The sequence below is a fragment of the Terrabacter sp. NPDC000476 genome, from assembly GCF_040300125.1.
GTDB lineage: Bacteria > Actinomycetota > Actinomycetes > Actinomycetales > Dermatophilaceae > Terrabacter.
Map to the genome: position 1 here is coordinate 2,590,307 of NZ_JBEPDF010000001.1, position 26,333 is coordinate 2,616,639.

27 protein-coding genes are annotated in these 26,333 nt (G+C 74.1%); 11 read left to right on the top strand and 16 right to left on the bottom strand.

The window, feature by feature from the left end:
• Positions 1-19: 19 nt before the first annotated feature.
• Positions 20-1,450 (bottom strand): lipase/acyltransferase domain-containing protein, encoded by a 1,431-nt coding sequence (locus tag ABT295_RS12145; RefSeq protein WP_352394609.1) that lies wholly within the window; start codon positions 1,448-1,450, stop codon positions 20-22.
• Between the two features lie 150 nt (positions 1,451-1,600).
• Here ABT295_RS12145 and ABT295_RS12150 point away from each other — a divergent pair, with 150 nt between their 5' ends.
• Positions 1,601-2,236, top strand: a complete 636-nt coding sequence (locus ABT295_RS12150) for a hemerythrin domain-containing protein (RefSeq protein ID WP_352394610.1) — start codon at positions 1,601-1,603, stop codon at positions 2,234-2,236.
• Positions 2,237-2,296: 60 nt separating this feature from the next.
• Here ABT295_RS12150 and ABT295_RS12155 read toward each other — a convergent pair whose 3' ends face one another.
• The 3 genes from ABT295_RS12155 to ABT295_RS12165 are packed head-to-tail and all read right to left on the bottom strand — an operon-like array spanning position 2,297 to position 5,911.
• Positions 2,297-3,487, bottom strand: a complete 1,191-nt coding sequence (locus ABT295_RS12155) for a benzoate/H(+) symporter BenE family transporter (protein ID WP_352394611.1) — start codon at positions 3,485-3,487, stop codon at positions 2,297-2,299.
• 1 nt (position 3,488) lies between these two features.
• Positions 3,489-4,310, bottom strand: a complete 822-nt coding sequence (locus tag ABT295_RS12160) for an inositol monophosphatase family protein (RefSeq protein WP_352394612.1) — start codon at positions 4,308-4,310, stop codon at positions 3,489-3,491.
• A gap of 23 nt (positions 4,311-4,333) precedes the next feature.
• Positions 4,334-5,911 carry a hypothetical protein gene (locus tag ABT295_RS12165; protein ID WP_352394613.1) on the bottom strand — a complete coding sequence of 526 codons (1,578 nt, stop codon included), beginning with the start codon at positions 5,909-5,911 and terminating at the stop codon, positions 4,334-4,336.
• A 364-nt stretch (positions 5,912-6,275) separates the two neighbouring features.
• Here ABT295_RS12165 and ABT295_RS12170 point away from each other — a divergent pair, with 364 nt between their 5' ends.
• The 3 genes from ABT295_RS12170 to ABT295_RS12180 are packed head-to-tail and all read left to right on the top strand — an operon-like array spanning position 6,276 to position 9,071.
• Entirely contained in the window at positions 6,276-7,436 is a 1,161-nt protein-coding gene (locus tag ABT295_RS12170; RefSeq protein ID WP_352394614.1) for a GNAT family N-acetyltransferase, read from the top strand.
• A 46-nt stretch (positions 7,437-7,482) separates the two neighbouring features.
• On the top strand, positions 7,483-8,022 hold the full coding sequence (locus tag ABT295_RS12175; RefSeq protein WP_352394615.1) for an SRPBCC family protein: 540 nt from the start codon (positions 7,483-7,485) through the stop codon (positions 8,020-8,022).
• Complete coding sequence (locus tag ABT295_RS12180; RefSeq protein ID WP_352394616.1) at positions 8,019-9,071, top strand: NAD-dependent epimerase/dehydratase family protein; 1,053 nt, start codon at positions 8,019-8,021, stop codon at positions 9,069-9,071. Before ABT295_RS12175 ends, ABT295_RS12180 begins: the two co-directional genes overlap by 4 nt.
• 1 nt (position 9,072) lies before the next feature.
• Here the strand turns inward: ABT295_RS12180 and ABT295_RS12185 are convergent, their stop codons facing one another.
• Complete coding sequence (locus ABT295_RS12185; protein ID WP_352394617.1) at positions 9,073-9,825, bottom strand: SDR family NAD(P)-dependent oxidoreductase; 753 nt, start codon at positions 9,823-9,825, stop codon at positions 9,073-9,075.
• A 264-nt stretch (positions 9,826-10,089) separates the two neighbouring features.
• Between ABT295_RS12185 and ABT295_RS12190 the strand changes: the two genes are divergently transcribed.
• Complete coding sequence (locus ABT295_RS12190; RefSeq protein ID WP_345505844.1) at positions 10,090-10,452, top strand: antitoxin; 363 nt, start codon at positions 10,090-10,092, stop codon at positions 10,450-10,452.
• A 55-nt stretch (positions 10,453-10,507) separates the two neighbouring features.
• On the opposite strand, the gene ABT295_RS12195 is transcribed toward ABT295_RS12190, so the two are convergent.
• Entirely contained in the window at positions 10,508-10,900 is a 393-nt protein-coding gene (locus ABT295_RS12195) for a Pepco domain-containing protein (RefSeq protein WP_352394618.1), read from the bottom strand.
• 206 nt (positions 10,901-11,106) lie between these two features.
• Between ABT295_RS12195 and ABT295_RS12200 the strand changes: the two genes are divergently transcribed.
• From ABT295_RS12200 to ABT295_RS12210, 3 genes are all read left to right on the top strand, one after another.
• A complete protein-coding gene (locus ABT295_RS12200; protein ID WP_352394619.1) occupies positions 11,107-11,514 on the top strand; it encodes an NINE protein in 408 nt (135 codons plus the stop codon).
• A 69-nt stretch (positions 11,515-11,583) separates the two neighbouring features.
• Complete coding sequence (locus ABT295_RS12205) at positions 11,584-12,051, top strand: DoxX family protein (protein WP_352394620.1); 468 nt, start codon at positions 11,584-11,586, stop codon at positions 12,049-12,051.
• A 47-nt stretch (positions 12,052-12,098) separates the two neighbouring features.
• Positions 12,099-12,833, top strand: a complete 735-nt coding sequence (locus tag ABT295_RS12210) for a dienelactone hydrolase family protein (protein ID WP_352394621.1) — start codon at positions 12,099-12,101, stop codon at positions 12,831-12,833.
• 59 nt (positions 12,834-12,892) lie between these two features.
• Here the strand turns inward: ABT295_RS12210 and ABT295_RS12215 are convergent, their stop codons facing one another.
• From ABT295_RS12215 to ABT295_RS12230, 4 genes are all read right to left on the bottom strand, one after another.
• A complete protein-coding gene (locus ABT295_RS12215) occupies positions 12,893-13,558 on the bottom strand; it encodes a phosphodiesterase (protein ID WP_352394622.1) in 666 nt (221 codons plus the stop codon).
• A 51-nt stretch (positions 13,559-13,609) separates the two neighbouring features.
• On the bottom strand, positions 13,610-14,284 hold the full coding sequence (locus ABT295_RS12220; RefSeq protein WP_352394623.1) for a Type 1 glutamine amidotransferase-like domain-containing protein: 675 nt from the start codon (positions 14,282-14,284) through the stop codon (positions 13,610-13,612).
• Positions 14,281-14,934, bottom strand: coding sequence for an isopentenyl-diphosphate Delta-isomerase (gene idi / locus ABT295_RS12225; protein ID WP_352394624.1), 654 nt, complete (start codon positions 14,932-14,934; stop codon positions 14,281-14,283). The genes ABT295_RS12220 and idi overlap by 4 nt, the downstream gene beginning before the upstream one ends.
• A gap of 143 nt (positions 14,935-15,077) precedes the next feature.
• Positions 15,078-15,488: a PPOX class F420-dependent oxidoreductase gene (locus tag ABT295_RS12230; protein WP_352394625.1), complete on the bottom strand. Its 411-nt coding sequence runs from the start codon at positions 15,486-15,488 to the stop codon at positions 15,078-15,080.
• 56 nt (positions 15,489-15,544) lie between these two features.
• Between ABT295_RS12230 and ABT295_RS12235 the strand changes: the two genes are divergently transcribed.
• Complete coding sequence (locus tag ABT295_RS12235; protein ID WP_352394626.1) at positions 15,545-17,740, top strand: ATP-dependent DNA ligase; 2,196 nt, start codon at positions 15,545-15,547, stop codon at positions 17,738-17,740.
• Between the two features lie 2 nt (positions 17,741-17,742).
• Here ABT295_RS12235 and ABT295_RS12240 read toward each other — a convergent pair whose 3' ends face one another.
• Positions 17,743-18,084 carry a hypothetical protein gene (locus tag ABT295_RS12240; protein ID WP_352394627.1) on the bottom strand — a complete coding sequence of 114 codons (342 nt, stop codon included), beginning with the start codon at positions 18,082-18,084 and terminating at the stop codon, positions 17,743-17,745.
• Between the two features lie 195 nt (positions 18,085-18,279).
• Here ABT295_RS12240 and ABT295_RS12245 point away from each other — a divergent pair, with 195 nt between their 5' ends.
• Positions 18,280-19,770: a peroxidase family protein gene (locus ABT295_RS12245; protein ID WP_352394628.1), complete on the top strand. Its 1,491-nt coding sequence runs from the start codon at positions 18,280-18,282 to the stop codon at positions 19,768-19,770.
• Between the two features lie 68 nt (positions 19,771-19,838).
• Positions 19,839-20,273, top strand: coding sequence for an SRPBCC family protein (locus ABT295_RS12250; RefSeq protein ID WP_352394629.1), 435 nt, complete (start codon positions 19,839-19,841; stop codon positions 20,271-20,273).
• Positions 20,274-20,325: 52 nt separating this feature from the next.
• Here the strand turns inward: ABT295_RS12250 and ptsP are convergent, their stop codons facing one another.
• The 5 genes from ptsP to ABT295_RS12275 all read right to left on the bottom strand — a co-directional run bounded on the left by ptsP (position 20,326) and on the right by ABT295_RS12275 (position 26,286).
• Complete coding sequence (ptsP, locus tag ABT295_RS12255) at positions 20,326-22,008, bottom strand: phosphoenolpyruvate--protein phosphotransferase (RefSeq protein WP_352394630.1); 1,683 nt, start codon at positions 22,006-22,008, stop codon at positions 20,326-20,328.
• Positions 22,009-22,013: 5 nt separating this feature from the next.
• Positions 22,014-22,283, bottom strand: a complete 270-nt coding sequence (locus ABT295_RS12260) for an HPr family phosphocarrier protein (RefSeq protein WP_345505828.1) — start codon at positions 22,281-22,283, stop codon at positions 22,014-22,016.
• 81 nt (positions 22,284-22,364) lie between these two features.
• Positions 22,365-24,470 (bottom strand): PTS fructose transporter subunit IIABC, encoded by a 2,106-nt coding sequence (locus ABT295_RS12265; RefSeq protein WP_352394631.1) that lies wholly within the window; start codon positions 24,468-24,470, stop codon positions 22,365-22,367.
• Between the two features lie 113 nt (positions 24,471-24,583).
• Positions 24,584-25,528, bottom strand: coding sequence for a 1-phosphofructokinase (pfkB, locus tag ABT295_RS12270; RefSeq protein ID WP_352394632.1), 945 nt, complete (start codon positions 25,526-25,528; stop codon positions 24,584-24,586).
• The gene (locus ABT295_RS12275) at positions 25,525-26,286 is read right to left on the bottom strand and encodes a DeoR/GlpR family DNA-binding transcription regulator (RefSeq protein ID WP_352394633.1); all 762 of its coding nucleotides are present in this window, start codon (positions 26,284-26,286) and stop codon (positions 25,525-25,527) included. The genes pfkB and ABT295_RS12275 overlap by 4 nt, the downstream gene beginning before the upstream one ends.
• Between the last annotated feature and the right edge of the window lie 47 nt (positions 26,287-26,333).

The following is a 26,333-nucleotide window of genomic DNA, read 5'->3' on the forward strand; positions in this document are numbered from 1 at the left end:
TGCGCCGGTCTCGCTGCTCCTACCCAACCACCCCGTCGGGCCACACGAGCGCGGTCGAGGTGACGGGTCGCACCGTCGAGCTCGGGGCCGAGCCCGCGATCGTCACCGTGTGCGTGCCCGGGGGGAGCCCCGCGAAGGACGCCTCGCCGTGCCCGTCGACGACCGAAGGAGCGGCCGTCGCGAGCACCCGGCCGTCCGCGGCGCGCACCGTGACGGTGACGGCCTTGCCCGACGGGTCGACGCCGGCCACGTCGGGCTCGAGGTCGAAGCCGACGTCGAGGCCCTCCTGCGTGGTGACGAGGTCGGGCACGACGGCGCGCACGCTCGTGTCCGCCAGCTCGCGCCGGCGCAGCGGCCGGGCCGAGAGGATCTCCTGCACCTGGTCGAGCACCGTCTGGTTGCACTGGAGGTTCGCGTGCTGCTCGGGCACCCGCACCGCGAGGTTCGTGTCGAGCGCCTCCCCGAGCCCGATCGCGCCCGTCAGCGGCACCGTGCCGTCGCCGAGGTCGTCGTCGGCCCCGAAGCCCCGGTAGGTCGTGACGTGGCCGCCGGCGATCTGGACGGTCGTCGCCGTGGGCTGCCGGACGCCGACGACGAGGTGCGCCGCGCGGCTGCCCGGTCGCGCGGCCTCCGCCGCCTGCAGGTCGGTGTGGAAGGCCATCGCGTCGGCGACCATCGCGGTGCTGACGTTCGGCAGCGACACCTCCGTCGTCTTCGCGTAGCCACCCTCCGCGCCCGGGTCGGCGATGCACGCGAACTCCGGAAGCAGCTGGAAGAGCGAGGGCAGGCTCCGCGAGAAGTCCGTGAGGTCGATCGAGAGCGGTCCGATCCCCTTCCTGACCCCGTTGACGAGCTGCTCGAGCGCATCGGTCGCGCCGCGCCAGGGCGTGCCGAGGGTGATGAGCTTGCGGGTCACCTCGGCACCTCCGCACCTCTCGACGTACCAGCGGGCGACGAGGCCACCCATGGAGTGGCAGACGAAGACGACCTCGGCGTCGGCATACGCCCCGCCCTGGGCGCGCAGCCGCTCGAGCGCGGGCTCGACGACGGTCTTGAGGCGCTCGCCGTTGTAGCGGTTGGAGAGGCGCCAGTCGTAGGCGAAGGGGATGAGCGTGGCCGGCTTGCCGCCCGTCCCGCGCTGGTAGCCCTGCTGCTCGAGCGCGTCGACGAGCACGTCGTAGCCCCGGATCGGCGTCCAGATGCCCGGCAGCACGTGGACGTCGGGCATCAGCCCGACCGGCTCCACCCCGTCGCCTGGATGGCCGTCGCCGATGCCCTCCGGCAGGGCCTTGCGCAGGATCGAGCTCCCACCGGTCAACAGCTTCCACACCGCTCCGGCGCTGGGCGCCCAGATGAGGTTCTCGCTCGCGGGCGACCCGTCGTCGCCGCGGATCCCGAGGGTGCTGCCCGTGATGCCCGGGAGCACCACGACCAGGTCGTTGCTCGTCATGCACCAACGGTGGCACGCACGGGGGGCGGTGATACCCGATTCCACGGATCGGCGCGATCAGCGGATCGGTCGCTCCGCCCCTCTACGGACATCGGGTATGGATGCGGCACAGTGGGATCCGGAACCCGCCGGACGAACGAAAGGCCACCCGTGGACATCACCGACGTCATCCTCCGCCAGCACGACGAGCAGCGGCGGATGTTCGCCATGCTCGAGGAGTGGCCGCGCGACGACCACGAGGGCCTCGCGGCCCTGTGGAAGCGCCTCGAGATCCTCCTCGAGACGCACGCCGAGGCCGAGGAGCTCTACTTCTACCCCGAGCTGCTCCGTCTCGGCACGGGTGGCGCCGACGCCGAGTCGGTCGACGAGGAGGTCGAGGACGCCGTCCACGACCACAACGAGATCCGCAAGGCCGTGCGCCGGGTCGGACGCTGCCGCACCGGCTCCGACGCGTGGTGGACGGCCGTCGTCGACGCGAACGTGCACAACAGCGACCACATGGGCGAGGAGGAGCGCCAGGACCTCGCCGACTTCCGCCAGCAGGCCAGCCTCGAGCTGCGGCACGAGATCGCGCTGCAGTTCCTCCGCTACGAGGCGGTGCGCTGGGCCGAGGGCATCACGCCCGAGGACAAGGACCCCGAGGACTACGTCAAGACCAAGAAGTCGAGCACGCCCTCGGCCACGGCGAAGAAGGCCGCCAGGGCGGCGAAGAAGGCGGCCACGACCGGCCCCGCGCGCAGCGCGCGGTCGAAGACGGCATCGGCGGAGGCCTCCGAGGAGGAGTGACCGGGTCCCGGGCGCCCGACCGTGGTCGGTCGGGCGCTCAGGCCGTCGTCGGTCGGGCGCTCAGGCCGCGTCGCGCCGGCGCCGGTCGAGCCTCAGCGCGAGCAGCACGAGGAGCCCGGCGACGAGCCCCCAGAAGGCGGCCCCGATGCCGGCCAGCGTGATGCCGGATGCCGCCACGACGAGCGTCACGGCCCCGGCCTCGCGGGTCGCCGGGTCCCCGAGGGCCGCGGCCGCCGCAGCCGCGAAGGTGCCGAGCAGGGCCAGTCCCGCGATCGTCTCGATGAGACCGACGGGGGCCGAGCGCGCGGCCGCCGTCACGAGACCGGCGAGCAGCCCGAACGCCAGGTAGGTGACGCCGCACGACACCCCGGCGACCCAGCGCCGGCCCCGGTCCGGGTGCGCCTCCGGGCCGGCCGCGAGCGCGGCGGAGATCGCGGCCAGGTTGATCGCGTGCCCGCCGCCGAGCGCGCCGAGCGCGGTCGCCCCGCCGGTGTAGAGGAGCGGCCCCCGCATGCCGGGGCGGTAGCCGAACGAGGCGAGCACCGCCGTGCCCGGGATGTTCTGGCTCGTCATCGTCACGAGGAAGAGCGGCAGCCCGACGGCGACGAGGGTGGTCGGCTGCCACGTCGGCACGACGAGCTCGAGGGCCGGGACGGCCGCGCCGGTGTCGAGGCGACCGAACACGCCCTGCCACGCCATGACGACGAGGGCCGCCGCCAGCGCACCCGGCACCGCCCAGCGGCGGGCGAACGCCACGAGCACGAGCCACGTCAGCATGACCGGCGCGACGGCCGCGGGCGAGCTCACGACGGCGCGGAACGGCGCCACGCACAGGGTCAGGAGCACCCCGGCGAGCATCGCGCTCGCCAGCGACGTGGGGATCGCCTCGACGAGGCGCTCGAGCGGCCGCACGAGTCCACAGAGCGCGATGAGCACGCCGCAGACCACGAACGCGCCCACGGCCGCAGGGAACCCACCCGCGGGGACCGTCGCGGCGGCGAGCAGGGCCGCGCCGGGCGTCGACCACGCCATGGTGATCGGCATCCGCAGCCGCCACGAGAAGAGCACGCAGCCGAGGCCCATCGTCACGCACAGCACGAGCAGCCCCGACGCGGCCTGCTCCGGGTCGGCCCCCACGGCGCGCAGTCCGGTCAGGACGACGGCGAACGAGCTCGTGAAGCCGACGAGCCCGCAGACGACGCCGGCGAGCACCGCGTGCGCGGTCGAGCCCGCAGGCGATGCCCCTGCCACCTCAGCCGAGGTCGCTCGCGGCCAGCGCACGGCACACGGCCTCGAAGGCCGCCTCGCTGCCCGCGGCGACCAGGCCCGGGGGCGCGGTGTCGCGGGGCGAGTAGACCTCGCCCGCCGTCGTGCCGAGCAGCCCACCTGCCTCCGCGAGCAGGAGGGAGCCGGGCACGTGGTCCCACGGGGCCGCCGACCCGTAGAGCACGTAGTCGGCCTCGCCCTCGACGAGCTTCGGGTAGTCGATCCCGCACGACACCCACGTCAGGGTGAGCGGCTCGAGCCCCTCGAGCGCCCGACCGATCCACGCGCGACGCGAGGTGCGGCCGCGCAGGCCGCCGTCACCGTCACCGTCCCCGCCACCGGACCCGGCTGAGGGAACGTGGAGACGGTGCGTGCCCGCGGCGTCGTGGCGCCACGTGCCGCCCCCGCGCTCGGCGACGTAGCCCAGCTCGTGCTGGGGCTGCCAGATCCAGGCCCGCACGGCCTCGCCGCCGACGGTCTCGCTCACCATGACGGCGTGGTCCTTCGAGCCGTGGACGAAGTTCTTCGTGCCGTCGACGGGGTCGACGGTGAACGCGTGCTCGGCGACGGCATACCGCCCCATGAGCGACGGGTCGCCCGCGAAGGTCTCCTCGCCGAGCACGACGGCGTCGGGGTACGCCGCGAGCAGGGCGGCGGTGATGAGCACCTCGGCCTCGCGGTCGGCGTCCGTCACGAGGTCGCCCGGGCGCTTCTCGTGGACCTCGCCGTCGGCGAGCGCCCGGAAGCGCGGGTTGATGACCTCGTCGGCCACGTCCTTCAGGAGGTCCAGCACCTCGTCCGTCTGCACCACCCCAACCTAGCGACGCACCGTCACGGCTGCGGGAGGGGTCTCAGGTGATCCGGAACGGTCAGCCAGGCGTCGACGGTGGCGCGGGCGCTCGCGGGCATCTCCGGCCGGGCCCGCACGACCTCGGCCAGCAGGTCGTGGCGCCCACGCATCCCGAGGGCGTAGACGAGCCCGCGCAGCAGCTGCACGTCGGCCGGCGCCCCGGGCGGGGCGGCGACCTCCGCCACGCGCCGGGCGAGCTCCGCCTCGCGGTCGTCGCGGCGGGGCCCGGCGGGCTCCCTCGTGTTGCCGACGACGTGGGCCGCCTCCTTGGCGACGTCGGGCGCCGAGCTCGGAGAGAGCGCGACGCGGGTGAAGAGGTCGAGGTCCTCGCGCTGGCCCATCCAGGTGAGCACGGTCGCGCTCTCGTGCGCGGCGACGTGGTCGGAGCGCTCGAGGGCGTCGGCGAACGCCGCGGCGTGCACCCGGCCGACGACACGGCTCTGCGGCGAGAGCATGAGGACGCCGAGGGCGTAGGAGCGGTCCTCCTCGTTCGTCACGCCGAGCGCCGTCTCGAGCAGGTCGGCGAGCACGGGCTCCCCGGCGGACTCCGGCGCCGCGCCCGCCTCGAGCTCGATGCGGATGCGTCGGTGCGTCTCGCGGATGGCCGAGGCGGTGATGGCGCGCCCGTCGCGGATGATCGAGGCCGCGGCCCGGCGGTCGTCGGCCGTGAGCACGGTCGCGAAACGCCGGCTGCCCGAGGGACCGAGGGTGCGCACGAGGTTGGCCGCCCCGCGGTGCACGAGGTAGGGGTGGCTCGGGTCACGCAGGTGCGAGACGGCGAGCCGGATCGCCTCGAGGCGCGTCTCGGGGTCGAGCCGGGTCCCCCGCACGAGTGCCGTGAGCACGCTGAGGCAGGCCCGCAGCGTGCTGGCGTTCGTCGGGTCGCGCAGCTGGCCGACGAGCACCGGCAGGGCCTGCGGGGCGTCCATGAAGCGCAGCAGGCTGAGGGTGTCGACGTAGAAGGGCGCCTCGGGCCGGGCCACCACCTCGGCCGCGAGGGCCGCCACGACGGCCCCGCTGCGCGGATGGCCCGCGAGCCGCGCCATGGCCTCGGCGCGCTGCACGTAGTCGAGGCCGATGCCGACGCTCACCTCGTGGAGCAGCCGGCGCAGCAGGCCCTCCCAGTCGGCCGCGCGGACGAGGGCGTGCGGCATCCGGCCGACGTGGTCCGAGAGGCGGTCCCAGTCGAGGCCGCTCATCCGCTCCGACGACAGGGCGCGCTCGAGCAGCGCGAGCGTGCCGTCGACGTCGGGCGGCCCGGGTGGCGGCAGGGTCGCCGCCGGGCGCACCGGCTCGTGCGAGCGCGAGAAGAGGTCGACGGCCGCGAGCAGCCGCCCCTCGGGCAGGCCGAGCACGGTCTCGTAGCGCCGCACGAGCTCCCGGCCGAGCTGGGCCACGCCGCCCTCCCACCGGCCCACCTGCGCCCGGTGCACCGGCGCGGCCCGGCCGCCGCCCGCGGCGAAGCCGGCCGCACTGCGTAGGGCCGGGTCAGCAGCCTGGAGGCGGGCGTTGCGCAGCACCCACCGCACCTGCGCGTCGAGCCTCGCCGTGCGGTCCATGGCAGGCACTGTTGCGCGGATCAAGATCTTGCGCAACACGGGCCGCGATCGCTCGACACGCTCCGTACGGTGACGGTCGGCACCGGTGGGCCGGGGCGGGAGTCGTGGCCAGGGGGCGACTCCCACCCCACCACCGGGACGACCCCCTCCCGATCGGAAGTTCGCCGAACGCGTTGTTCGTCGGAGCGCCCAGTGGGTATGTAGGGGTCGGTACGCAGCCTGTGGAGGGGAGGCGGGCCGTGACCGGGAGCCAGCTCGCTGGCTCCCGGTCCCTTTTCCGCCGGCGACGTCACACCGACCTTCCGGCCACCTCCTGGCCGTATCTCGCTGGCGGCGGTCGGCCCCCGCTGGCAGGGTGAGCGCCGTGCCAGCCGAACCTGCCGACCTCGCGCCCCGCCTCACCGACGGGGTGGTCACGCTGAGGGCGCACACCCTCGCCGACGTCGAGGCGCTCCTCGAGCAGTGCCGCGACCCCGAGAGCCTGCGGTGGACGACCGTGCCCCGGCCCTACACCCGTGAGCACGCCGTCGGGTTCGTCGAGGGCAACCGGGCCGCGTGGGCCTCGCCGACCGCGACCCGGTCGTGGGCGATCGAGTGGACCGATGCCGACGGCACGCCCCGCTTCGGCGGCACCATCGACCTGCGCCCCGGCGCGGCCGCGTCGGCCGGCGAGCTCGGCTTCGGCCTGCACCCCGACGCCCGGGGGCGCGGCCTGATGTCGCGCGCCGTTCGCCTCGTCACGGCGCACGCCTTCTCCACGCCCGTGTGGGGAGCACCGGTGACCCGGGTGCACTGGCGGGCCATCGCCGGCAACTGGGGGTCGCGCCGGGCCGCGTGGGCCGCCGGCTTCACCTTCCACGGCACGATCCCGGCCAGCCACCCGGACCCCGACGGCGGGCCCGAGGCGCTCGACACGTGGACGGCGAGCCTCACGCCCGACGGCGCGCCCGCCCCGCGGACCCCGTGGCTCGAGGCCACGCCGCACGAGGGCGACACGGTGCGGCTGCGGCCGTGGCGGGCCGACGACGTCGACGCCATCGAGACGCGCGAGGGCGACCCCGGGCACTGGATGCCGGCACGCTCCGTCCTGCGCCGCGAGACCTACCCGCGGTGGCTCCGCGACCGGCAGGAGCGGATGGCCGAGGGCACCGGGATCGACTGGTGCGTGGCCGATCTCGCGAACGACCGAGCGCTGGGCGGTGTCACCGTCTTCAGTCGCAGCGGACTGGTCACCGACGTCGCCGAGCTCGGCTACCAGTTCTTCCCGAGTGCCCGCGGGCGCGGCGCCGCCAAGGAGGCCGCCCGCCTCGCCGTCGCGCACGCCCTGGCGCCCGAGGGCGAGGGCGGGCTCGGCCTGCGCCGGCTCGTCGCCGAGACCGCGGCCGACAACGAGGCGAGCAACGCCGTGCTCCGGTCGGTCGGCTTCGTGCCCTTCGGGCGCGAGCACGCCGTCGACCGCCTCGCCGACGGCGGCTGGGGCGACGGGCTGCACTGGGAGCTGCTGGGACGGGTATACGAAGGTTGACGATGCCACCGCCCCCTGACGGTGGCGCGCGACGGAGGGACCCGCGATGCGACTCGGCCACGAGCACGAGCTCGACGCACCGCTCGACGCCGTGTGGGCCCACTTCATGGACCTGCGCCGCATCGGCCGGTGCTTCCCCGGCGCCCGCGTGACGCAGGTCGACGGCGACGACTTCGTCGGCGAGGTCCGTGCCACGCTCGGCCCGCTGTCGATGTGGTTCGACGGCACCGGCTCGATGACCGAGCGCGACGCGGACGCCGGCCACGCCCGCCTGGCGGCCACCGGGCGGGAGCGGCACGGTCTCGGCCGCGCCACGATCGACATCACCCTGCGGCTCCACCCCCTCGGCGACGGCAACCGCACCCGGGCCGACCTCGTTACCGACCTCGTCTTCCTCGGCTTCCCGATGGACTTCGGCGCGGGCCTCGTGCAGCGCGCCTCCGACCCGGTCATCGAGCGGTTCCTCTCGTGCATGGCCACGCCCGGCCCGGTCGACGACGCCGGCCCCGACGACGACGGGGGCGCGCTCGACCTCGTGCGCTCCGCGACCGACCTGCTCGGCTCCTTCCGGCGCCGGCGACGATGAGGGTCGCCGTCGTCGGCGCGAGCGGCTACGTCGGCTCCCGTCTCGTGCCCGAGCTGCTCCGCCGCGGCCACGAGGTCGTGGCCACGCACCACCGGAGCCCGGCGACGGCATACCCGTGGAGCGGTGACGTGCAGTGGCGGCGCGTGGACGTGCACGACGAGGAACGGGTCGTCGAGGCGCTGACCGGCGTCGACGCCGTCGTCTACCTCGTGCACGGGCTCGACGACGACGACTTCATGCGCCTCGACCGCCTCGCCGCCGACAACGTCGCGTATGCCGCCGGCGTCGTCGGCGCCCGCCGGCTCGTCTACTTCTCCGGCATCGTGCCCGACCTGCCCGACGACGAGCTGTCCGACCACCTGCTCTCCCGCCTCGAGGTCGAGGAGGTGCTCGCGACCGCCGCCTGCCCGGTGCTGACGCTGCGCGCGTCGATGGTCGTGGGCGCGGGGTCCACGAGCTTCGAGGTGATGCGTCAGATGTCGCACCGCCTCGGGGTCGTGCAGACCGTGCCCGCGTGGATGGGCGGCTCGGTCATCCAACCGGTCGCCGTGCGCGACGCCGTGTGGTTCCTCGCCGAGGCCCTCGAGCGCCCCGAGGTCACCGGCCACCTCGACGTCGTCGGGCCCGACCGGGTCAGCTACGTCGAGCTGCTGCGCAGGTATGCCGGCGCCGCCCGACTGCTGCGCGTGCAGGTGCCGGTGTGGCTCGCCCCCGTCGAGGCGGTCGCGCGCGTGGCCGGCCTGCTCGTCGACGTCCCGAGCGGCACGGTGGCCTCGCTCATCCCCAGCCTCGGGCACGACATGGTGGCCGAGCGCGACGCCGCCGACGTGCTCGGCGAGCCGCCCGGCGGCCGGCTCGAGCTCGACGAGGCGATCCGGCGATCGCTCGTCGCGTCCGGCACCGACGGTGCAGAGGGTGCCCAGGGCGGCGAGGGTGCCGACGGGGCCGCCACCGACGGCGACCCGCAGGCCCCGTCGGTGGGCGATCCCGAGTGGTCGCGGCACCGCTCCGTGCTCGAGTGGGCGATCTCGAGCGCCCTGCGGCGCTGACTCAGCGGGCGATGTAGCCGCCGTCGATGTAGAGCTCGAGCCCGGTGACGAACGCGGCGTCGTCGCTCGCGAGGTAGGCGACGCCGGCCGCGACCTCCTCCGGGCGGCCGAGCCGCCCCATCGGCGTCAGCTCGACCATCACCTGTTCGAAGGGCGTGCCCCGGGCCGAGTCGAGGATCGGCGTGTCGATGAAGCCGGGGTGGATCGAGTTGACGCGCACCCCCTCGGCCGCCCAGTGGAGGGCGACGTTCTTCGTCAGCGTGCGCACCGCGCCCTTGGCCGCGTGGTAGGCCGGAGACGTGCCGAAGCCGCCGCTCGTGCCGAAGATCGAGCTGATGTTGACGACCGCGCCGTGGCCCGACGCCTTGAGGTGCGGCTCGGCGGTCCTCATCCCGAGGAAGACGCCTGTCTGGTCGACCGCGACCGTGCGCTCCCAGTCCGCGAGGCTCGTCTCCTCGATCGTCGCGAGGTCGCCCATGCCGGCGTTGTTGACGAGCACGTCGAGCCCGCCGAACGCCTCGACGGCGCGGGCCACGGCCGCCTCCCAGTCACCCTCGCTCGTCACGTCGTGGCGCAGGAACTCGACCCGCGCCCCGTCCTGCGCCAGCTCCGCCGTGGTCGTCTCCCCCAGTGCCTCGTCGACGTCGGTGAGCAGCACGGCTGCTCCCTCCTGCGCCAGGCGCCGGGCCGTGGCCCGGCCGATGCCGCTCGCTGCGCCCGTGACGAGCGCCACCCGTCCCTCGAGCCGCTTCATGGCGTGTCCTTCCTGATCGGTCACCCGCCCGGGCGCCGTGCCCGCACTCCCAGTCTCCGCCGGTGCCGAGGGTCGGCGCCGCCTCGTGGGTCACATCCGGCGACGACGTGAGCGACGAGACACGCGCACCGGTCAGGGTCGGCTCGGGGGTGGGCTCGGGGACGGGTCCGGGTCGACCCCGGTTGTGGAACGGGCGCACCGGGTACGACCGTTGAGGCAGTGAGCACGGCGAGAGGCCGGGCCGTTGCACCCCGAGGAGACACCGTGGCATTCGGTGAGCAGCTCAAGCACAAGGCGGACGAGGTCCACCTGCAGGAGAAGGCCAAGGACTTCGGCGACGCGGTCGTCGAGATGGCCAAGGCCGTGATGTCGGCCGCCGCCGGCTACGCGCAGGAGAACCGGGGCAAGGTCGACGAGGCGCTCGACAAGGCCGAGGGCATCGTCGAGGAGAAGACGAACGGCAAGCACACCGAGACCGTCACGAAGGTGCGGGCCTCGGTCGACAAGGGCATCGACAAGCTCGTCGACCAACGCGAGACGGTCTCCCCCTCCCAGGGGCCGTCGACGGTGCCGGACGACCGGCACTCGGCGTTCGACGAGCAGTCTCCCGCCGGCAACCCCACCTAGCCGGCACCCCGAGGAGCCGTGTGCCGCCGTCCCCCCGCGGCGGCACACGGCTTGCTCATGCGGGCAGGGTCGGCGTCGTGGCCTGTGGCGGGACCGCCGGCGTGGCCCCGGGTCGGCGCGTGAAGGTGAGCGAGATCCCGCCGGTCAGCTCGACCGAGACGGCGCCGATGAGGCGCACCTCCCCCGACCCGGTGATCTCGACGGCCACGTCGAAGCTCGACAGCTCGAACGCGCCACCGGCCTGCGACACCTCGTCGAAGAGGTCGTTCATCTGCGCGGTGAGCCGCCGGAGGCTGCGCCCGAGGGCGCCGGTGTCGACCTCGCCGACCCGCTCGACGAGCTTCGAGCTCCCGAACGACCGGGTGCCCTCGAGGTCGGACCGCACCGGCTCGGGCCGTTCGGCGTAGACGACGGAGATGGACTCGTGGCTCTCGGACTCATGGTTCATCGGACCTCCCGGGGCGCGACTGGTCGTCCCAGCGTCGCAGCCCGGCGACGTCAACGGTAGGAGATCTGGATGTGCCCGGGCGCGACGAGCCCGGGCACCAGCCAGTCCGAGAACCTCGCACCGCCGGCGCGGATCCCCCATGCTGGACGGGAGGCCCGGCGCACCACCCCGCCGGCCGCACGACAGGCTGCCCCACCGGAGGACCCATGACCCAGCAACCGCCCCGCGAGATCCCCGCCGGCTGGTACCCCGACCCCGAGGGCAAGCCCCGGTCGCGCTACTGGGACGGCGACGGGTGGACCGACCAGACGGGGCCGCAGCTGCCGGCGGTCCCGGGCGCCGCGCCGGCACCGACGCTCTCCGCGGCCTTCGTCCCCGTCACCTTCGACGCCTCCGGCCTGCCCGTCAGCGACCGGTCGCGGCTCGCGGCCGCCCTGCTCTGCTTCTTCGTCGGGGTGCTCGGCATCCACCGGTTCTACGTCGGCAAGATCGGCACCGGCCTCCTCCAGCTCGTCACCTTCGGAGGCTTCGGCATCTGGGCCCTCGTCGACCTCGTGCTCATCCTCGTCGGCGGCTTCCGCGACAAGCAGGACCGGCTGATGCTCAACTGGTGACGGCCAGGTATCTTTCCGGCCGCTGCGACTTCTGAGGTCACGACACCACGACCTCGAAGGAGCACGCCCATGCCCCAGCTCGCCCTCGAGCGGCCCGCCGAACCGCGGCCGCGCCCCCGCGCCGGGTGGGGCCTCGTCGCGCTGCGGGTCGGCCTGGGCCTGCTCTTCCTCGGCTTCGGCGCCGCCAGGTTCGTGCCGGGCCTCAGCCCCGCCGAGGCGGTCACATCGGCATCGTTCGACCGGCTGACCTCCGGGCTCGTCTCGGGGCACGCCGCCGTGCTGCTCACGGGCGTCACCGAGACGGTGATCGGCCTGACGCTCGTCACCGGCCGGTTCCTCCCCGTCGGCGTCGTCATGCTCGGCGGCGCCCTCATCGGCATCATGTCGCCGCTGGCGCTCTTCACGTCCGAGCTCTTCCCGGACGGCCCGACGCCGACGGCCCGGTACGTCCTCAAGGACGTCGTCGTCGCCGCGTCGGCCCTCGTCGTCGCGGCCTACGCCCTGGGCGCCCGGCTGCGGACCGGCCCCGAGGAGTGAGCCCGAGGAGTGAGCCCGAGGAGTGAGCCGGTCGGCATACTGGCGGCATGACCTCCGAGCCGACGACGGCGACCCCGACCGACGTGACCATCACGACCGACGCGGGCGCGATGCCCGCGCACCTGTGGCTCCCGCCGGGTGGGCAGGGGCCGGGCATCGTGCTGCTGCAGGAGATCTTCGGCGTCAGCGCCTACGTGCGGCGCCGCGCGGCCGACCTCGCCGCCCTCGGCTACGTCGTCGTGGCGCCCGAGGTCTTCTGGCGGCTCGGCGTGACCACCCCGGTCGAGGGTGAGGACGCGCTGACGCGGGGCATGGGACTCGTGCAGCAGCTCGACTGGCCGGCCGCCGTCGGCGACGCCACGGCCACGGTCGAGTGGCTGCGCGACCGCGACGAGGTGACGGCCGGCGTCGGTGCGGTGGGCTTCTGCTTCGGTGGCGGCCTCGGCTTCAACGTCGCCGCGCACCTCGAGGCCGAGGGCGGGCCCGCGCTCGACGCCCTCGTCAGCTACTACGGCTCGGCGCTGCCCGGCCTGCACGACACGATGACGGTCAGCGCGCCGAGCCTGCACCACTTCGGGCTCGCCGACTCGTTCATCGACACCGACACCGTGCGGCGCATCGAGGCGAGCCTCGTCGAGGCGCCGGCCACGGTCTTCGAGACGTATGCCGGCGCCGACCACGCGTTCGACAACGACGACATGCCGTGGCACCACCCGGCGGCGTCCGCGCTCGCCTGGGCGACGACCACCGAGTTCCTCCGCGAGCACCTCCCGACGGCGTAGCGGCGGCCGTCGTCCCGGCCTTGGATCCGGCGTCTGATCAGGGTCTGATCAGGGTCGGGTCAGGGTCGACCGAGACGGCGGGCCCAGCGGTACGCCGGCTCGCGGACGGCGGCGACCCAGCCGGGGGCGTGCGTGCCGGCGAGCGGGCGCACGACCGGGTCGAACCGGAGGGCCCGGTCGGCCACCTCGTCGTCGAGGCGGAGCAGCCCGACGGCGTGCCAGGCACCGCCCTCGATGCCGATGCCGATCTCGAACTGCTCGCCGAGCGGTCGCGCGAGCAGCACGAACGAGCGCCCACCGGCCCGGGTCGGCAGCAGGGTCGTGAGGGGACGGCCGGCGGTCTCGCGCACCGGCCGCAGCAGGTGGCGGCTGACCCGACCCGTGCCCGTCGTCGCGAACAGCAGGTCGGCGTCCGCGCCTCGGCTGCCCGCGCCCGGGAGCCGCAGGGCGAGACCGCCGACGTCCCACCAGCCGGGCGGCGTGCCCACGGCCCGGGAGAGTCGCGCCGTGCACGGGTGCACCCCACGGTCGGCGAACAGCGGGACGCCCAGGTGCTCGACCGGCGCGTCGACGCACAACGTCGCGCGCCAGGTGCGCCCGCGGGCGTGGATGGGTCGCCGGCGGGTGGCCTTCGCGACCGCGCCGAGGCCGGAGGCGAGGAGCGCACCGCCGAGGCGCGCGGGCCACGGTCGGCGCGCGGGGTCGCGGACGGAGGGTCGGGTCACACGCTCCCCCTACCCACCCTCGGGTCGGCGGTCGGGGCGACCGGCCGGACGTCAGCCTCGGGAGTCGGCCCCGAACGTGAGCCAGGTCCCCTCCGAGACGACCTCGACCGCCCCGTCGACGACCTGGATCGCGGTCTGCTCGTCGATGGCGTAGGACGGCACGCCGATGTCGGCCGCCCACCGCTCGGCGTCGGCGCGGCTGTTGCCGGGGAACGCCTCGAGGTGCGGGAAGATCGCGAAGTCGACGACCCCCAGCGTGCGGTCGTCCGGCGCGCCCGGCCACTGCACGAAGTCGCTCCCGATGCGCGGCGTCATCACCATGCTGCCTGCGCTGACGCCCACCCAGACGAGGTCGGGCAGGGTCGGCAGCAGCTCGGCGAGGCCCGACTCGCGCATCCAGTGCGCGAGGTAGGTCGCGTCGCCGCCGTCGACGAGCAGGACGTCGGCGTCCTGCACCCACGGCACCCAGCGATCGGCGCCGATCGTCGGCAGGGCGGTCAGCTCGAGGACGCCGAGCGAGGCCCACCCGAGGCCGGTGAAGCCCCGGAAGACGGGGTCCGCGGCGACGAGGCCCCGCACCGAGGCAGGCCCGCACGCCGGGTGGCCCCACTGCGCCGTCGGCACGACGAGCGCGCGACACTGCTCGACCGGCCGGCCGAGCAGCCGCTCGAGCGCGGCGTGGATGGTGGGGTTCCTGACGCCCCCGGACGTGAGCAGCAGCTTCACGGGTCCTCCGTCTCGTGGTCCGTCTCGTGGTTCGTCTCGTGGTCCATCTCGTGGTCCATCGCGTGGGTGGCCGCCGGCGGCAGCTCGCCCGGGTCGGCGGTGGGCCAGCTCGCGGGCGTCGGGCCGAGGGCGGTCAGCTCCGCCACCTGCTCCCGGCACCACGAAGACACCGGGCGCCGACCGGCGAGCACGTCGGCGGCGAAGGAGGGCCACTCCACCCACGCGGCCTCGGCCACCTCGGCGGGGTCCGGCCGGGCGTCCGCGGCGTCGGCCGCCTCCACGCAGCCGACGAGCACCGGGCACAGCTCCCACTCGACGACGCCGTGCATCTCGGCGCGGTAGGAGAAGCGCGGAAGCACGAGACGCAGTCCCGACACGGCGAGGCCGAGCTCGTCACGGGCGCGGCGCCGCACCGCACCCTCGAGGGGCTCCCCCGGCGCCGGGTGGCCGCACGCCGAGTTCGTCCACACCCCGGGGAAGGTGGCCTTGTCGAGCGCACGCCGGGTCAGCAGGAGACGCCCGGCCTCGTCGAAGAGGTAGGCGGAGAAGGCGAGGTGCAGCGGCGTCGCCGCGTGGTGCACCGTCGCCTTGGGCGCGGTGCCGACCGCGTGGCCGTCCGGCGAGACGAGGACGACGAGCTCGTCGCTCACCGCGAGATCCCGGGGTGAGCGCACGGGTGCCCGGGCAGGGCGCCGGGGGCGATGGCTGCAGGGCTCACCGGAACAGCCTAGGCGTCACGGCTGGGTCGATGGCCCGTACGCGGGACGGGCTGCCCGTGGGCTGTCGAACGTCGTCAGCCTCGTGGCGCGAGCGGGGTGATGCGCAGCACGATGCGAGTGCTGTTGCCGCGCTTGAGGATCCACTCGACGGCCATGAAGATGCGGAACTCGAGACCGTACTTGCGCTGGAGCCGACGGTTGACGGCCTCGGATGCGGCGGAGTCGGTGATGACCTCCGTCGTGCCCTCGACGACGGGGGCACCCTCCTGCACGCGGCCGCGCCGGTCGCAGGCCTGCAGGGTGACGCGCGGGTCACGACGCACGCGCTTGACCTTGCCGGCGCCCGCGGGGGTGCTGACGACCGCGCCGCCCGCGTCGGGCAGCACCCAGACGGGTGTGGGCACGGGCTCGCCGGAGCGGCGGTAGGTCGTCAGCAGCACGAACTGCTCGCCGCCGAGGTGGTGGAGGGTGGGCGCCTGCGTCATGCGGGCGACATACCCGTTGGACGTCCGGAGCCCCACCCCGTGACTACGATCGGCGGGTGAGCGCCAAGCCCGCCGTCGTCGCAGCGCCCAGTCCGTCGAGCCCGGACGGGGTGCGCGAGGTGCGCGTGTCGAGCCCCGACCGGGTGCTGTGGCCCGCGGCGGGGATGGCCGACGGCCGCCCCGTCACGAAGCTCGACCTGGCGGAGTACCTCGTCGCCGTCGCCGACCCGATGCTGCGCGCCCTCGGTGACCGGCCCGTGACGCTCCAGCGCTTCCCCGAGGGCATCGAGGGCGAGGAGTTCTTCTCGAAGAACCCGCCGAAGGGCGTGCCCGAGGGCACCCGCACCGTCATGTGCACGTATCCGTCCGGGCGCCGGCACCCGCAGCTCGTCGTCGACGAGATCGGCGACGCCGTCTGGGCGGCCCAGATGAACACCATCACCTTCCACCCCTGGCCGGTCCACACGACCGACGTCGACAGGCCCGACGAGCTGCGCATCGACCTCGACCCGCAGCCGGGGCGCGGCTTCACCGACGCGGTCGAGGCAGCCCTCGCGCTCCGCGAGGTGATGGCCGGGATCGGTCTGACCGCGTGGGCCAAGACGTCGGGCAACCGCGGTGTCCACGTCTACGCGCGGGTGGCGCCGACACACGAGTTCCTCGACGTGCGCCACGGCGTCATCGGCATCGCGCGCGAGCTCGAGCGGCGCCTGCCCGACCTCGTCACGACGTCGTGGTGGAAGGAGGAGCGCGGCGAGAAGGTCTTCGTCGACTTCAACCAGGCCTGCCGCGACCGCACCATCGCATCGGCCTACTCCCCCCGCCCGCTCGCCTGGGCGCCGGTGTCGACGCCCGTGACGTGGGAGGAGCTGGTGTCCGCGGACCCGAAGGAGCTGACGGTCCGCACGGTGCCCGCCCTCGTGGCCGACCGCGGCGACGCGTGGGCCGGCATCGACGACGCCGTGGGTGACGTCGCCGCCGCGATCGCCCTGTGGGACGCGGACGTGCGCGAGCGCGGCCTGGGCGAGCTCAACTTCCCGCCCGACTACCCGAAGATGCCGGGCGAGCCGCCTCGGGTGCAGCCGAGCAAGCGGCGCACCGACAAGTCCGACGCGGACTACATGGCGCCCAAGGCCGAGCGCGACGCCGACCTGCGCACGACGTGGGGGATGCCGGTCGTGCCGCCCGTGTCACCGATGCTCGCCAAGCCGGTCAAGGACTTCGCGGCCGTCAAGGTCGACGTGCTCTACGAGCCGAAGTGGGACGGCTTCCGCTCGATCATCTTCCGCTCGGGCGACCTCGTCGAGATCGGCTCGCGCAACGAGAAGCCGATGACGCGCTACTTCCCCGAGGTCGTCGAGGCCGTGCTCGCGAACTTCCCCGAGAAGTGCGTCGTCGACGGCGAGATCGTCCTCGTGTCACCGGGATCCGGCGACCGGCTCGACTTCGAGCTGCTCCAGCAGCGGATCCACCCGGCCGCGTCGCGCGTCAGGAAGCTGGCCGCCGAGACGCCGGCGTCGTTCGTCGCCTTCGACCTGCTCGCGCTCGACGGCGAGTCGCTCATGGACCGCCCGTTCGCCGAGCGGCGGGCAGCGCTCGAGAAGGCGTTCGCCGACGTGCAGGCTCCCGTGCACCTCACCGCGGCGACGCCCGACCGCGAGGTCGCACGGGGCTGGTTCACCCAGTTCGAGGGAGCCGGCCTCGACGGCGTCATCGCCAAGCCGGTCGACCTCGCCTACGAGCCCGACAAGCGCCTCATGTTCAAGATCAAGCACGAGCGCACGGCCGACTGCGTCGTCGCCGGCTACCGCGTGCACAAGAGCGGCCCGGACGCCATCGGCTCGCTCCTGCTCGGCCTCTACGGCGACGACGGGCAGCTCGCCTCGGTCGGCGTCATCGGGGCGTTCCCCATGGCCCGCCGCAAGGAGCTCTTCGAGGAGCTCCAGCCCCTGGTCGCCGAGTGGGACGAGCACCCTTGGAGCTGGGGCGAACCCACCGACGACGGCTCGCTGCGCACCCCGCGGTCCTCGGAGTTCTCGCGATGGAACAACGGCAAGGACCTCTCCTTCGTGCCGCTGCGGCCGGAGCGCGTCGTCGAGGTGCGCTACGACCACATGGAGGGCACCCGGTTCCGCCACACGGCGCAGTTCGTGCGCTGGCGCGAGGACCGCACGCCCGAGTCGTGCACCTTCGAGCAGCTCGACGAGCCCGTCGGCTACGACCTGGCGGACGTGCTCTCCGCCGGCAGCTGAGGTCAGTGCCGGGGCTGGCGGGGGCGGCGGTCGTGGTGCCGGTCCGCGGCCTCGCGCAGCTGGGCGACGACCTTGTCCTCGGCGTCGTTGAGGGCGGCCTTCGTGTCGGGAAGGTCGGAGACGCCGACGACCGTCGGCAGTCCGCTCACGCAGACCTCGACGGAGGTGTGCATGCCCGGTCGGCCGCGGTCCTTGACCCGCAGCCCGATGTGGACCATCGAGGGGTCGAACCGCTCGAGCTGCGCGAAGAGCTGGGTCAGCGCGTGCTCGATGAACGGCAGGTCGTCCTCGTGGTAGCCGTCCTCGAGGCGGATCCGCTCCATGAGGTGTGGGTGGGTGCTCACGGCTGGCTCCTTCGGCCGGGTCGACGCCGGGGTGGGCGTCTGCTCCGAGGATATCGAGCACGGCTGTACCCCAGCAGCGAACGCCCCGGACGCCGGCCGTGACCCTCGTCATGGCCGAGTCGCCACCGGGCCACCGCCGGGCACCGCACCCGCACGCAGCCGTATCAGCGGGCGGCCCCCGAGCCTCTGACCCGCATGAGCCACGGAGACGCCGACGCCGGCCTGACGACCCCCCGGTCCACCTTCTACGACGAGGGTCGGTTCGGCCGGCTGTTCCCTTCCCTGCCACCCTTCTCGGCCGACACCCCGTCGATCCGCGCCGCCCTGCGCGAGGTCGGGCAGCCCGGCGGCGTCATGGATCCCGGCGACGACCTCTCCGACCCGGTCACCCTCATCACCGACCCGGCCAAGAGCGTCCGCAACCCGAACAACCCGACGATGACGGCGGGCTTCACCTTCGTGGGCCAGTTCCTCGACCACGACCTGACGTTCGACCCGACCTCGAGCCTGGCCCGACGCCAGGACCCGGAGTCGATCCGCAACTTCCGCATCCCCGCTCTCGACCTCGACAGCGTCTACGGCGGCGGGCCCGGCGTCAGCCCCCACCTCTACGACCGGACGGTCGACGGCGGGCGCACGACGTTCCTCGTCGAGGAGATCCCCGGCTCGGCGGCGGTGACCTGCGACGGGCAGGTGCGGCACGACGTGCCGCGCAACAGCCAGTCCGTGGCGCTCGTCGCCGACCCGCGCAACGACGAGAACCTCGTGGTCAGCCAGCTGCAGCTCGCGATGCTGCGCTTCCACAACGCCGTGCTCGCCGACGTCAGGGACGACCTCGGCGCGGCCTACACGCTCGAGGAGGTCTTCGCCGAGACGCAGCGCATCGTGCGCTGGCACTACCAGTGGATGGTCGTGCACCAGTTCCTCCCCGCGACGATCGGCGCGGACCTGACCGAGACGATCCGCACCGAGGGACGCCGCTTCTACTCGTGGCGGCACGCGCCCTACATCCCGGTCGAGTTCTCGGTCGCCGCCTACCGGTTCGGCCACTCGCAGGTGCGCCCGAGCTACCGCGCGAACTTCGGCACCGACGCCGCCGACCCGGCGCAGCAGTTCTTCGCGCTCTTCTTCGACCCGAGCTCCCCCGACCCGACCGACCCGGCCGACCTCCGCGGCGGCTGCCGGGCGCCACGGCGCTTCGTCGACTGGCAGACGTTCTTCGACTTCGGCGACGGCCGGGCCCGGCCGAACAAGCGGATCGACACGAAGCTGTCGAGCATCCTCTTCCACCTCATGGGGCAGGCGACCGGCACCCCGGACTCCCTCGCCACGCGGAACCTGTTGCGGTCGTTGACGATGGGCGTCCCGTCGGGCCAGGCGGTCGCGCGTGCCATGCAGGTGCCGGCGCTCGCGCCCGCAGACCTGGCCGACCTCGCACCGCACCACCTCGACACGAGGACGCCGCTCTGGTTCTACGTGCTGCGCGAGGCAGAGGTGCAGGCGGGCGGCGCGCACCTCGGCGCCGTCGGCGGGCGGATCGTCGGAGAGGTCGTCCTCGGCCTGCTCGAGGGCGACGCGCAGAGCTACCTGCGCCAGGACCCCGAGTGGACCCCGACCTACGGCACCGCCGGGACGTTCGGCATGACCGACCTCCTGACGAAGGCCGGCGTCGTCGGCGCCCTCTAGCGACCCGCGCTCGGCCGGACCCGCACGAAGCCGACGTCCTCGAGGGCCGACCGCAGTAGCGTGGGTCGATGGAGTACACGACCGAGCTCGTCGTCCACGTGCCCCGGGCCCGCTTCATCGAGCTGTTCGACGACCCCGCCAACCTGCCGCGCTGGCAGCCCAAGCTGCGCTCGGTCGAGCCGGTGCACGGCACGCCCGGGCACCCCGGAGCGCAGACGCGCCTCACCTACGAGCGCGGCCGCGGCACCCTCGAGATGGTCGAGACGGTGACGCGGCGTGACCTGCCGTACGCGTTCGAGGCGACCTACGACGCGAAGGGCGTGCACAACGTCAGCCGCCACGAGTTCCACGAGGACGGCCCGGACGCCACGCGGTGGGTGGCCCACGACGAGTTCGTGCTGAGCGGGTTCATGAAGGTCGTCGGCCTGCTCTTCGGCCGCACCTTCCCGAAGGAGACGCGTCGCACGATGGAGGCGTTCCAGGCGTTCGCCGAGGCGAGCTGACCGACGACAGAGGCCCGACGACTGCCGGCCGACGACTGCCGGCCGGCAGTCGTCAGAGCAGGTCGGTCAGCTCGCTCCTCGCGGCTTCGCGCACGGCGGTCAGGGCGTCGACGGCCGTGCGCGCCTCCCGTGCGGCGACGGCGAGCGCCTGGCACTCGGCCACCGAGTGGAGCGAGAGCGCGAGCCGCACGACCGGCACCTTGCTCGGCGCCATCGACAGGCTCGTGACGCCGAGGCCGACGAGCACGAGCGCGAGCAGGGGGTCGCCCGCCGACTCGCCGCAGACGCCGATCGGCCGGTCGACCGCCGCGGCGCCCTCGCAGGCGGCGCCCACGACGTCGAGCACCGCCGGCTGCCACGGGTCGAGCAGGTCGGAGAGCGCACCCTGCATGCGGTCGGCGGCCATCGTGTACTGGGCGAGGTCGTTCGTGCCGAGCGAGCCGAACTCGACCTCGCCGAGCACGTGCCGGGCCCGCAACGCCGCACCCGGCACCTCGATCATGACGCCGGCCTTGGCGAGGCCGTTCTCGCGGACGCGCCGGGCGAACCAGGCGGCCTCCTCGGCGGTCGCCACCATCGGCGCCATGACGCGCACGTCGGCGCCGGTCTCGCGGGCCGCGATGGCGAGCGCCTCGAGCTGGGCGTCGAGCAGGTCGGGCCGCTCGGCCGACAGGCGCAGCCCGCGGCGGCCGAGGGCCGGGTTCTCCTCGGGGCCCAGGTCGGCGAACTTCAGCGGCTTGTCGGCGCCCGCGTCGAGCGTGCGCACGACGACCCGGCGGTCGCCGAAGGGCGCGAAGACGCCGCGGTAGATCTCGGTCTGCTCCTCGACGGTCGGCGCCTTCGTGGCGGAGAGGTAGACGAACTCGGTGCGGAAGAGGCCCACGCCCTCGAGGTCGAGGGCGCCGGCCGAGACGGCGTCGTCGACACCGCCGATGTTGGCGAGCAGCGCGACGGGCTGGCCGTCGCTCGTGCGGCCCGGCCCCGAGAGGTGGGCGAGCGCCTCGGTGCGGCGCTGGGCGCGCTCGCGCTGGGCGGTGACGAGGGCCATGTCGGGGGCGATCGTCACCTCGCCGGAGTCACCGTCGAGGGCGACGGGCGTGCCGCCGGCGATCCCGGTGGCGCCGGCCAGCTGCACGACGGCGGGGATGCCCATCTGGGCCGCGAGGATCGCCGTGTGGCTCGTGCGCCCGCCCGCCTCGGTGATGATGCCGACGACGAGCGAGCGGTCGAGGGTGGCCGTCTCGGCCGGGGCGAGGTCCTCGGCCACGATGACGCTCGGCTCGGTGAACGCCGGCACCCCGGGGGCGGGCACGCCGAGCACCGCCGCCACCGCGCGCGACCCGACGTCGCGCAGGTCGGCGACCCGCTCGGCGAAGTAGCCGCCGAGCGCCTCGAACTGGGCGGCGTACTCCTCGACGGCGTTCGAGATCGAGGTGGCGCGGCCGCGCCCTGCCGCGAGCTGCTTGGCCGACGCCTTGACGAGGCCTTTGTCGCGCGCGATGAGGGCGGTCGCCTTGAGGATCTGCTGGGCGGTGTCCTCGACGCGGCTGGCCCGCTCCTCGAGCGACACCGCGACCGACTCGAAGGCCGCCCGCACGTCGGCGAGCGCGGCCTCCTGGTCGTCGACGGCCGCCTCGTCGGCCGGCGGCCGGACCGGTGGTGCGACCTGCACCACCGGCCCGTACGCCGTGCCCGGGCTGACGCCGATCCCCTGCCTCGTCTCCGAGTCGGCCATGGGTCCTACTCCGCGTCGAGGTCGCGGGAGAGGAGCGCGACGAGCGAGTCGAGCGTCTCGTCGGCGCCGTCGCCCTCGGCCGTCAGGACGACCTCCTCGCCGTGCTTGGCCCCGAGGGCCATGACGCCGAGGATGCTCGTCGCGTCGACCGGGTCCTCGCCGGGCTTGGCGATCTCGACGTCGAGGCCGGAGCTGCTCGCGGCCTCGACGAAGAGAGCGGCCGGGCGGGCGTGCAGGCCCACCGACGAGGCGATGGTGACGGTGCGGGTTGCCATGGACGTGCTCCTTCTGATGGGTTCAGGTGGTCGTGCGTCGGTGCGATGGTGCGTCAGACGGCGATCGGGGTCACGCCCTGATCAGACCGTAGCGCTCGCCTCGACGGTGGCAAGCTTCGAGTCGCGCGACTTGAGCGCGACGACGAGGCCCGTCGTGACGAGGACGCCGGCGGCGAGGGCCACGAGGAAGAGCAGGAAGTTGCCGATGAGCGGCAGCACCCAGATGCCTCCGTGCGGGGCCCGCAGCGTCGTGCCGAAGAGCATCGCGAGAGCGCCGGTGACGGCGGAGCCGACGACCGAGCTGGCGATGATGCGCACCGGGTCGGCCGCGGCGAACGGGATCGCACCCTCCGAGATGAACGAGAACCCGAGCAGCCAGGCCGCCTTGCCGTTCTCGCGCTCGGGCTCGGAGAAGAGCTGCGGGCGGATCGTCGTGGCGAGCGCCATGGCGAGCGGCGCGACCATGCCGGCGGCCATGACGGCGGCCATGATCTTCAGCTGCGGGGCGTCGGTGGACGCTCCCGCGGCGGCGAGACCGGTGGTGGCGAAGGCATACGCGACCTTGTTGACGGGGCCGCCGAGGTCGAAGCCCATCATCGCGCCGAGGATGACGCCGAGGATGATCGAGCTCGCGCCCGTCATGCCGGTCAGCCAGCTGTTGAGGCCGTCGGTCAGGCCCTTGATGGGGCGGCCGAGGACGGTGATGAACAGGCCGATCGTGATGAGCGAGCTGACGAGCGGGATGACGACCACGGGCATGACGCCCCGCACGCCCTTGGCGACGTTCCAGTTCGACACCCAGCGGGCGACGAAGCCGCCGAGCAGGCCGGTGACGAGGCCACCGAGGAAGCCGGCGCCCATCGTGGCAGCGACCGACCCGCCGACGATGCCGGGCACGAGGCCGGGGCGGTCGGCGATGGCGAAGGCGATGAAGCCCGAGAGGATCGGCACGAGGAAGCCGAACGAGGCGCCGCCGATGACGAAGAGGAGCGCGGCCCACGACGTCAGGCTGAGCGGGTTGAAGTTCTGCGTGATGTTGAACTCGCCCTCGGCGGTCAGGCCGTACTTGACGATCTGGATGGCGCCGTCCTCACCCAGGGCGACCTGGGCGAGCATGAACGACAGGGCGATGAGGATGCCGCCGGCCGCGACGAACGGGATCATGTACGAGACACCGGTCATCAGCCACTGGCGCACCTTCGTCGCGGTGCTCGCGCCCTCCTCCACCTTGGAGGTGAGGCCGCCGGAGGCCGCGGCGGAGGCTGCCGCGGCGGCCGCGGCCTCGCGCTTGGCGGGGTCGGCGTCCCACTCGGCGACGAGCTGCTCGGCCTGGTTGATGAGGCCGGGGCCGTCGGAGATGCCCTTCTTGACGCCGACGTCGACGAGCGGCTTGCCGGCGAAGCGGCGGGCGTCCTTGACGGGCAGGTCGTGGGCGAAGATGACCGCGTCGGCGGCCGCGATGACCTCGGGGCTGAGCGGCTTCGAGCCGGCCGAGCCCTGGGTCTCGACGACCATCTGGTGCCCCGCGGCCTTGGCCGCGTTCTCGAGCCCCTCGGCCGCCATGTAGGTGTGCGCGATGCCGGTGGGGCACGAGGTGACCCCGACGAGGTTGAGCACGCGCTTGGCGGGCGGCGTCGCGGTGGCGACGCTGCCGCCGGCCGCGCCGGTGCGGTCGGCGCCGGCAGAGGCAGCGGAGGCTGCGGTCGAGCCGCCGGACGTGGCGGGCGCGGCGGCCGGGGCGTCGAGCTCCACCTCCGCGCTGACGATGCGCACGACCTCCTCCTCCGTCGTCGCGGCGGCGAGGGCGGCCTTGAAGTCCTTCTTCATGAGGGCACGGGCGAGCTTGGGCAGCATCTGCATGTGCGCGTCACCACCGCCCTCGGGGGCCGCGATGAGGAAGACGAGGGTGGCCGGGCCGTCCTTGGCACCCCAGTCGATGCCGTCGGCCGCGCGGCCGAAGACGAGCGAGGGCTCGGTGATGGCGGCGCTGCGGGCGTGCGGGATGCCGATGCCGCCGGGGAGGCCGGTCGCCATCACCTCCTCGCGCTTGCGCACGTCGTCGATGAAGGTGTCGAGGTCGGTGCAGCGACCGGAGGCGACGAGCCGCTCACCGAGCGTCCGGGTCGCCTCGTGGCGGTCGGCACCGGTGAGGTCGAGGATGACCTGCTCTTCGGTGATGAGGGACATGGGTTTTCCTTTCCGGAGGGACAGCGAGCGAGTGCTGGTCGTGCGAGGTCGTGCCAGGTCGTGCCAGGTCGTGCGAGGTCGTGCGAGGTCGTGCGGGACGTGCTTGGGACGGGTCAGGAGAGCGCCAGGGCCAGGTCGGGCTCACGCGTGAGCTCGGCGTGGATGCCGTCGAGGTCGGTGGGGGCGGGGACCCGGCTGCCGGGCAGGGTCACCGCGGCCGCGCCCCAGGTGACGCCCCTCGTGAGGGCGTCGGCCGGGTCGAGGCCGGTGGACAGTCCGTGGAGCAGGCCGGCGAGCATGCAGTCACCGGCGCCGACGGTCGAGAGGGGCCGCGTGATCGAGGCGCGGGCGTGGGCCACCTCGTCGGCCGTGACGAGCAGGGCGCCGTCGCCGCCGAGGCTGACGGCGACGACCTCGATGCCGGCCGAGACGAGCTCGCGGGCGGCGTCGCGCACGTCGGCGAGCGTCGGCAGGTCGTGGCCGACGAGCTCGGCGAGCTCCTCGTGGTTGGGCTTGATGAGGTGCGGGGTGGCGGCGACGGCCGCGGCGAAGGACGCCCCGGAGGAGTCGATGGCGACGCGGCCACCGCGCTCGCGCACCCGGGAGACGAGCACGGCATACAGGTCCGTGGGCGCCCCCGGCGGGAGGCTGCCGCACCCGACGACCCAGTCCGCGCCGGTGGCGCGCTCGAGCGTCGTGGCGAGCAGCGCCTCCACCTCGGCCTCCGAGAGGTCGGGGCCGGGCTCGTTGAGCTTGGTCGTCGTGCCGTCGGGCTCGAGGACGCTGATGTTCATCCGCACCGAGCCGCGCACCGGCACCGAGGCGTAGCCGACGCCGGCGGCGTCGAGCAGCTCCTCGAGGAGGTGGCCCTCGGGGCCGCCGCTCGGCAGCACGGCGACGGTCGTCCCAGACTGCGCGGCGAGGGCGCGGGAGACGTTGACGCCCTTGCCGCCCGGGTCGATGCGGCTGCTCGTGGCGCGGTGCACCTCGCCGCGCCGCAGGGCCTCGATGAGCACGGCCCGGTCGATGCTCGGGTTCGGGGTCAGCGTGACGATCATGTGGTCACCACTTCCGGTCCGGCCGCACGGATCTCGGCGGCGACGTCGTCGTCCACGTCGGTGTCGGTGATGACGACGTCGACGTCGGCGACCTGGGCGAATCGGTGGAGGTGGGCGTCACCGGTCTTGCTCGAGTCGGTGAGGACCACGCACTTGCGGGCGGCGCCGACCATGGCGCGCTTGACGAGGGCCTCGGACTGGTCGGGCGTCGTCAGGCCCCGGGCGACGGAGAGGCCGTTCGTGCCGAGGAAGGCGACGTCGACGGTCACGTCGGCGAGGGGACCGGTCGCCCAGTCGCCCACGGCCGCGCCGGTCGTGCCCCGCACGCGTCCGCCGAGCAGGTAGAGGGAGATGCCGGGGTGCGAGGCGAGCACGGTGGCCGCCGCGAGGCTGTTCGTCAGGACGGTGAGGTCGAGGTCGGGGGGCAGCAGCTCGGCCACGGCGAGGGCCGTCGAGCCGGAGTCGAGGATGATGCTGCCGCCGCTGGGCAGCTCGTCGAGGGCCCGTGCCGCGATGCGCCGCTTGACGTCGGCGAGCCGGCCCGACCGGGTCGCGAGCGACGGCTCGACCTCGAGGCGCTCGACGGGGATGGCGCCGCCGTGCACCCGGCGGAGCGAGCCCCGGCGCTCGAGGGCGGTGAGGTCGCGGCGGACGGTCTCGGCGGCGACGCCCAGCGTGTCGGCGAGGGCGGTGACCTCGACGCGGCCGTCACGGCGCGCGACGGCGATGATCCGCTGCTGCCGCTCCGCTGCGTACATGGGGACTCCCTCGTCCGGACCGCTTCTGTCGTCCTCCGCGAGGACCT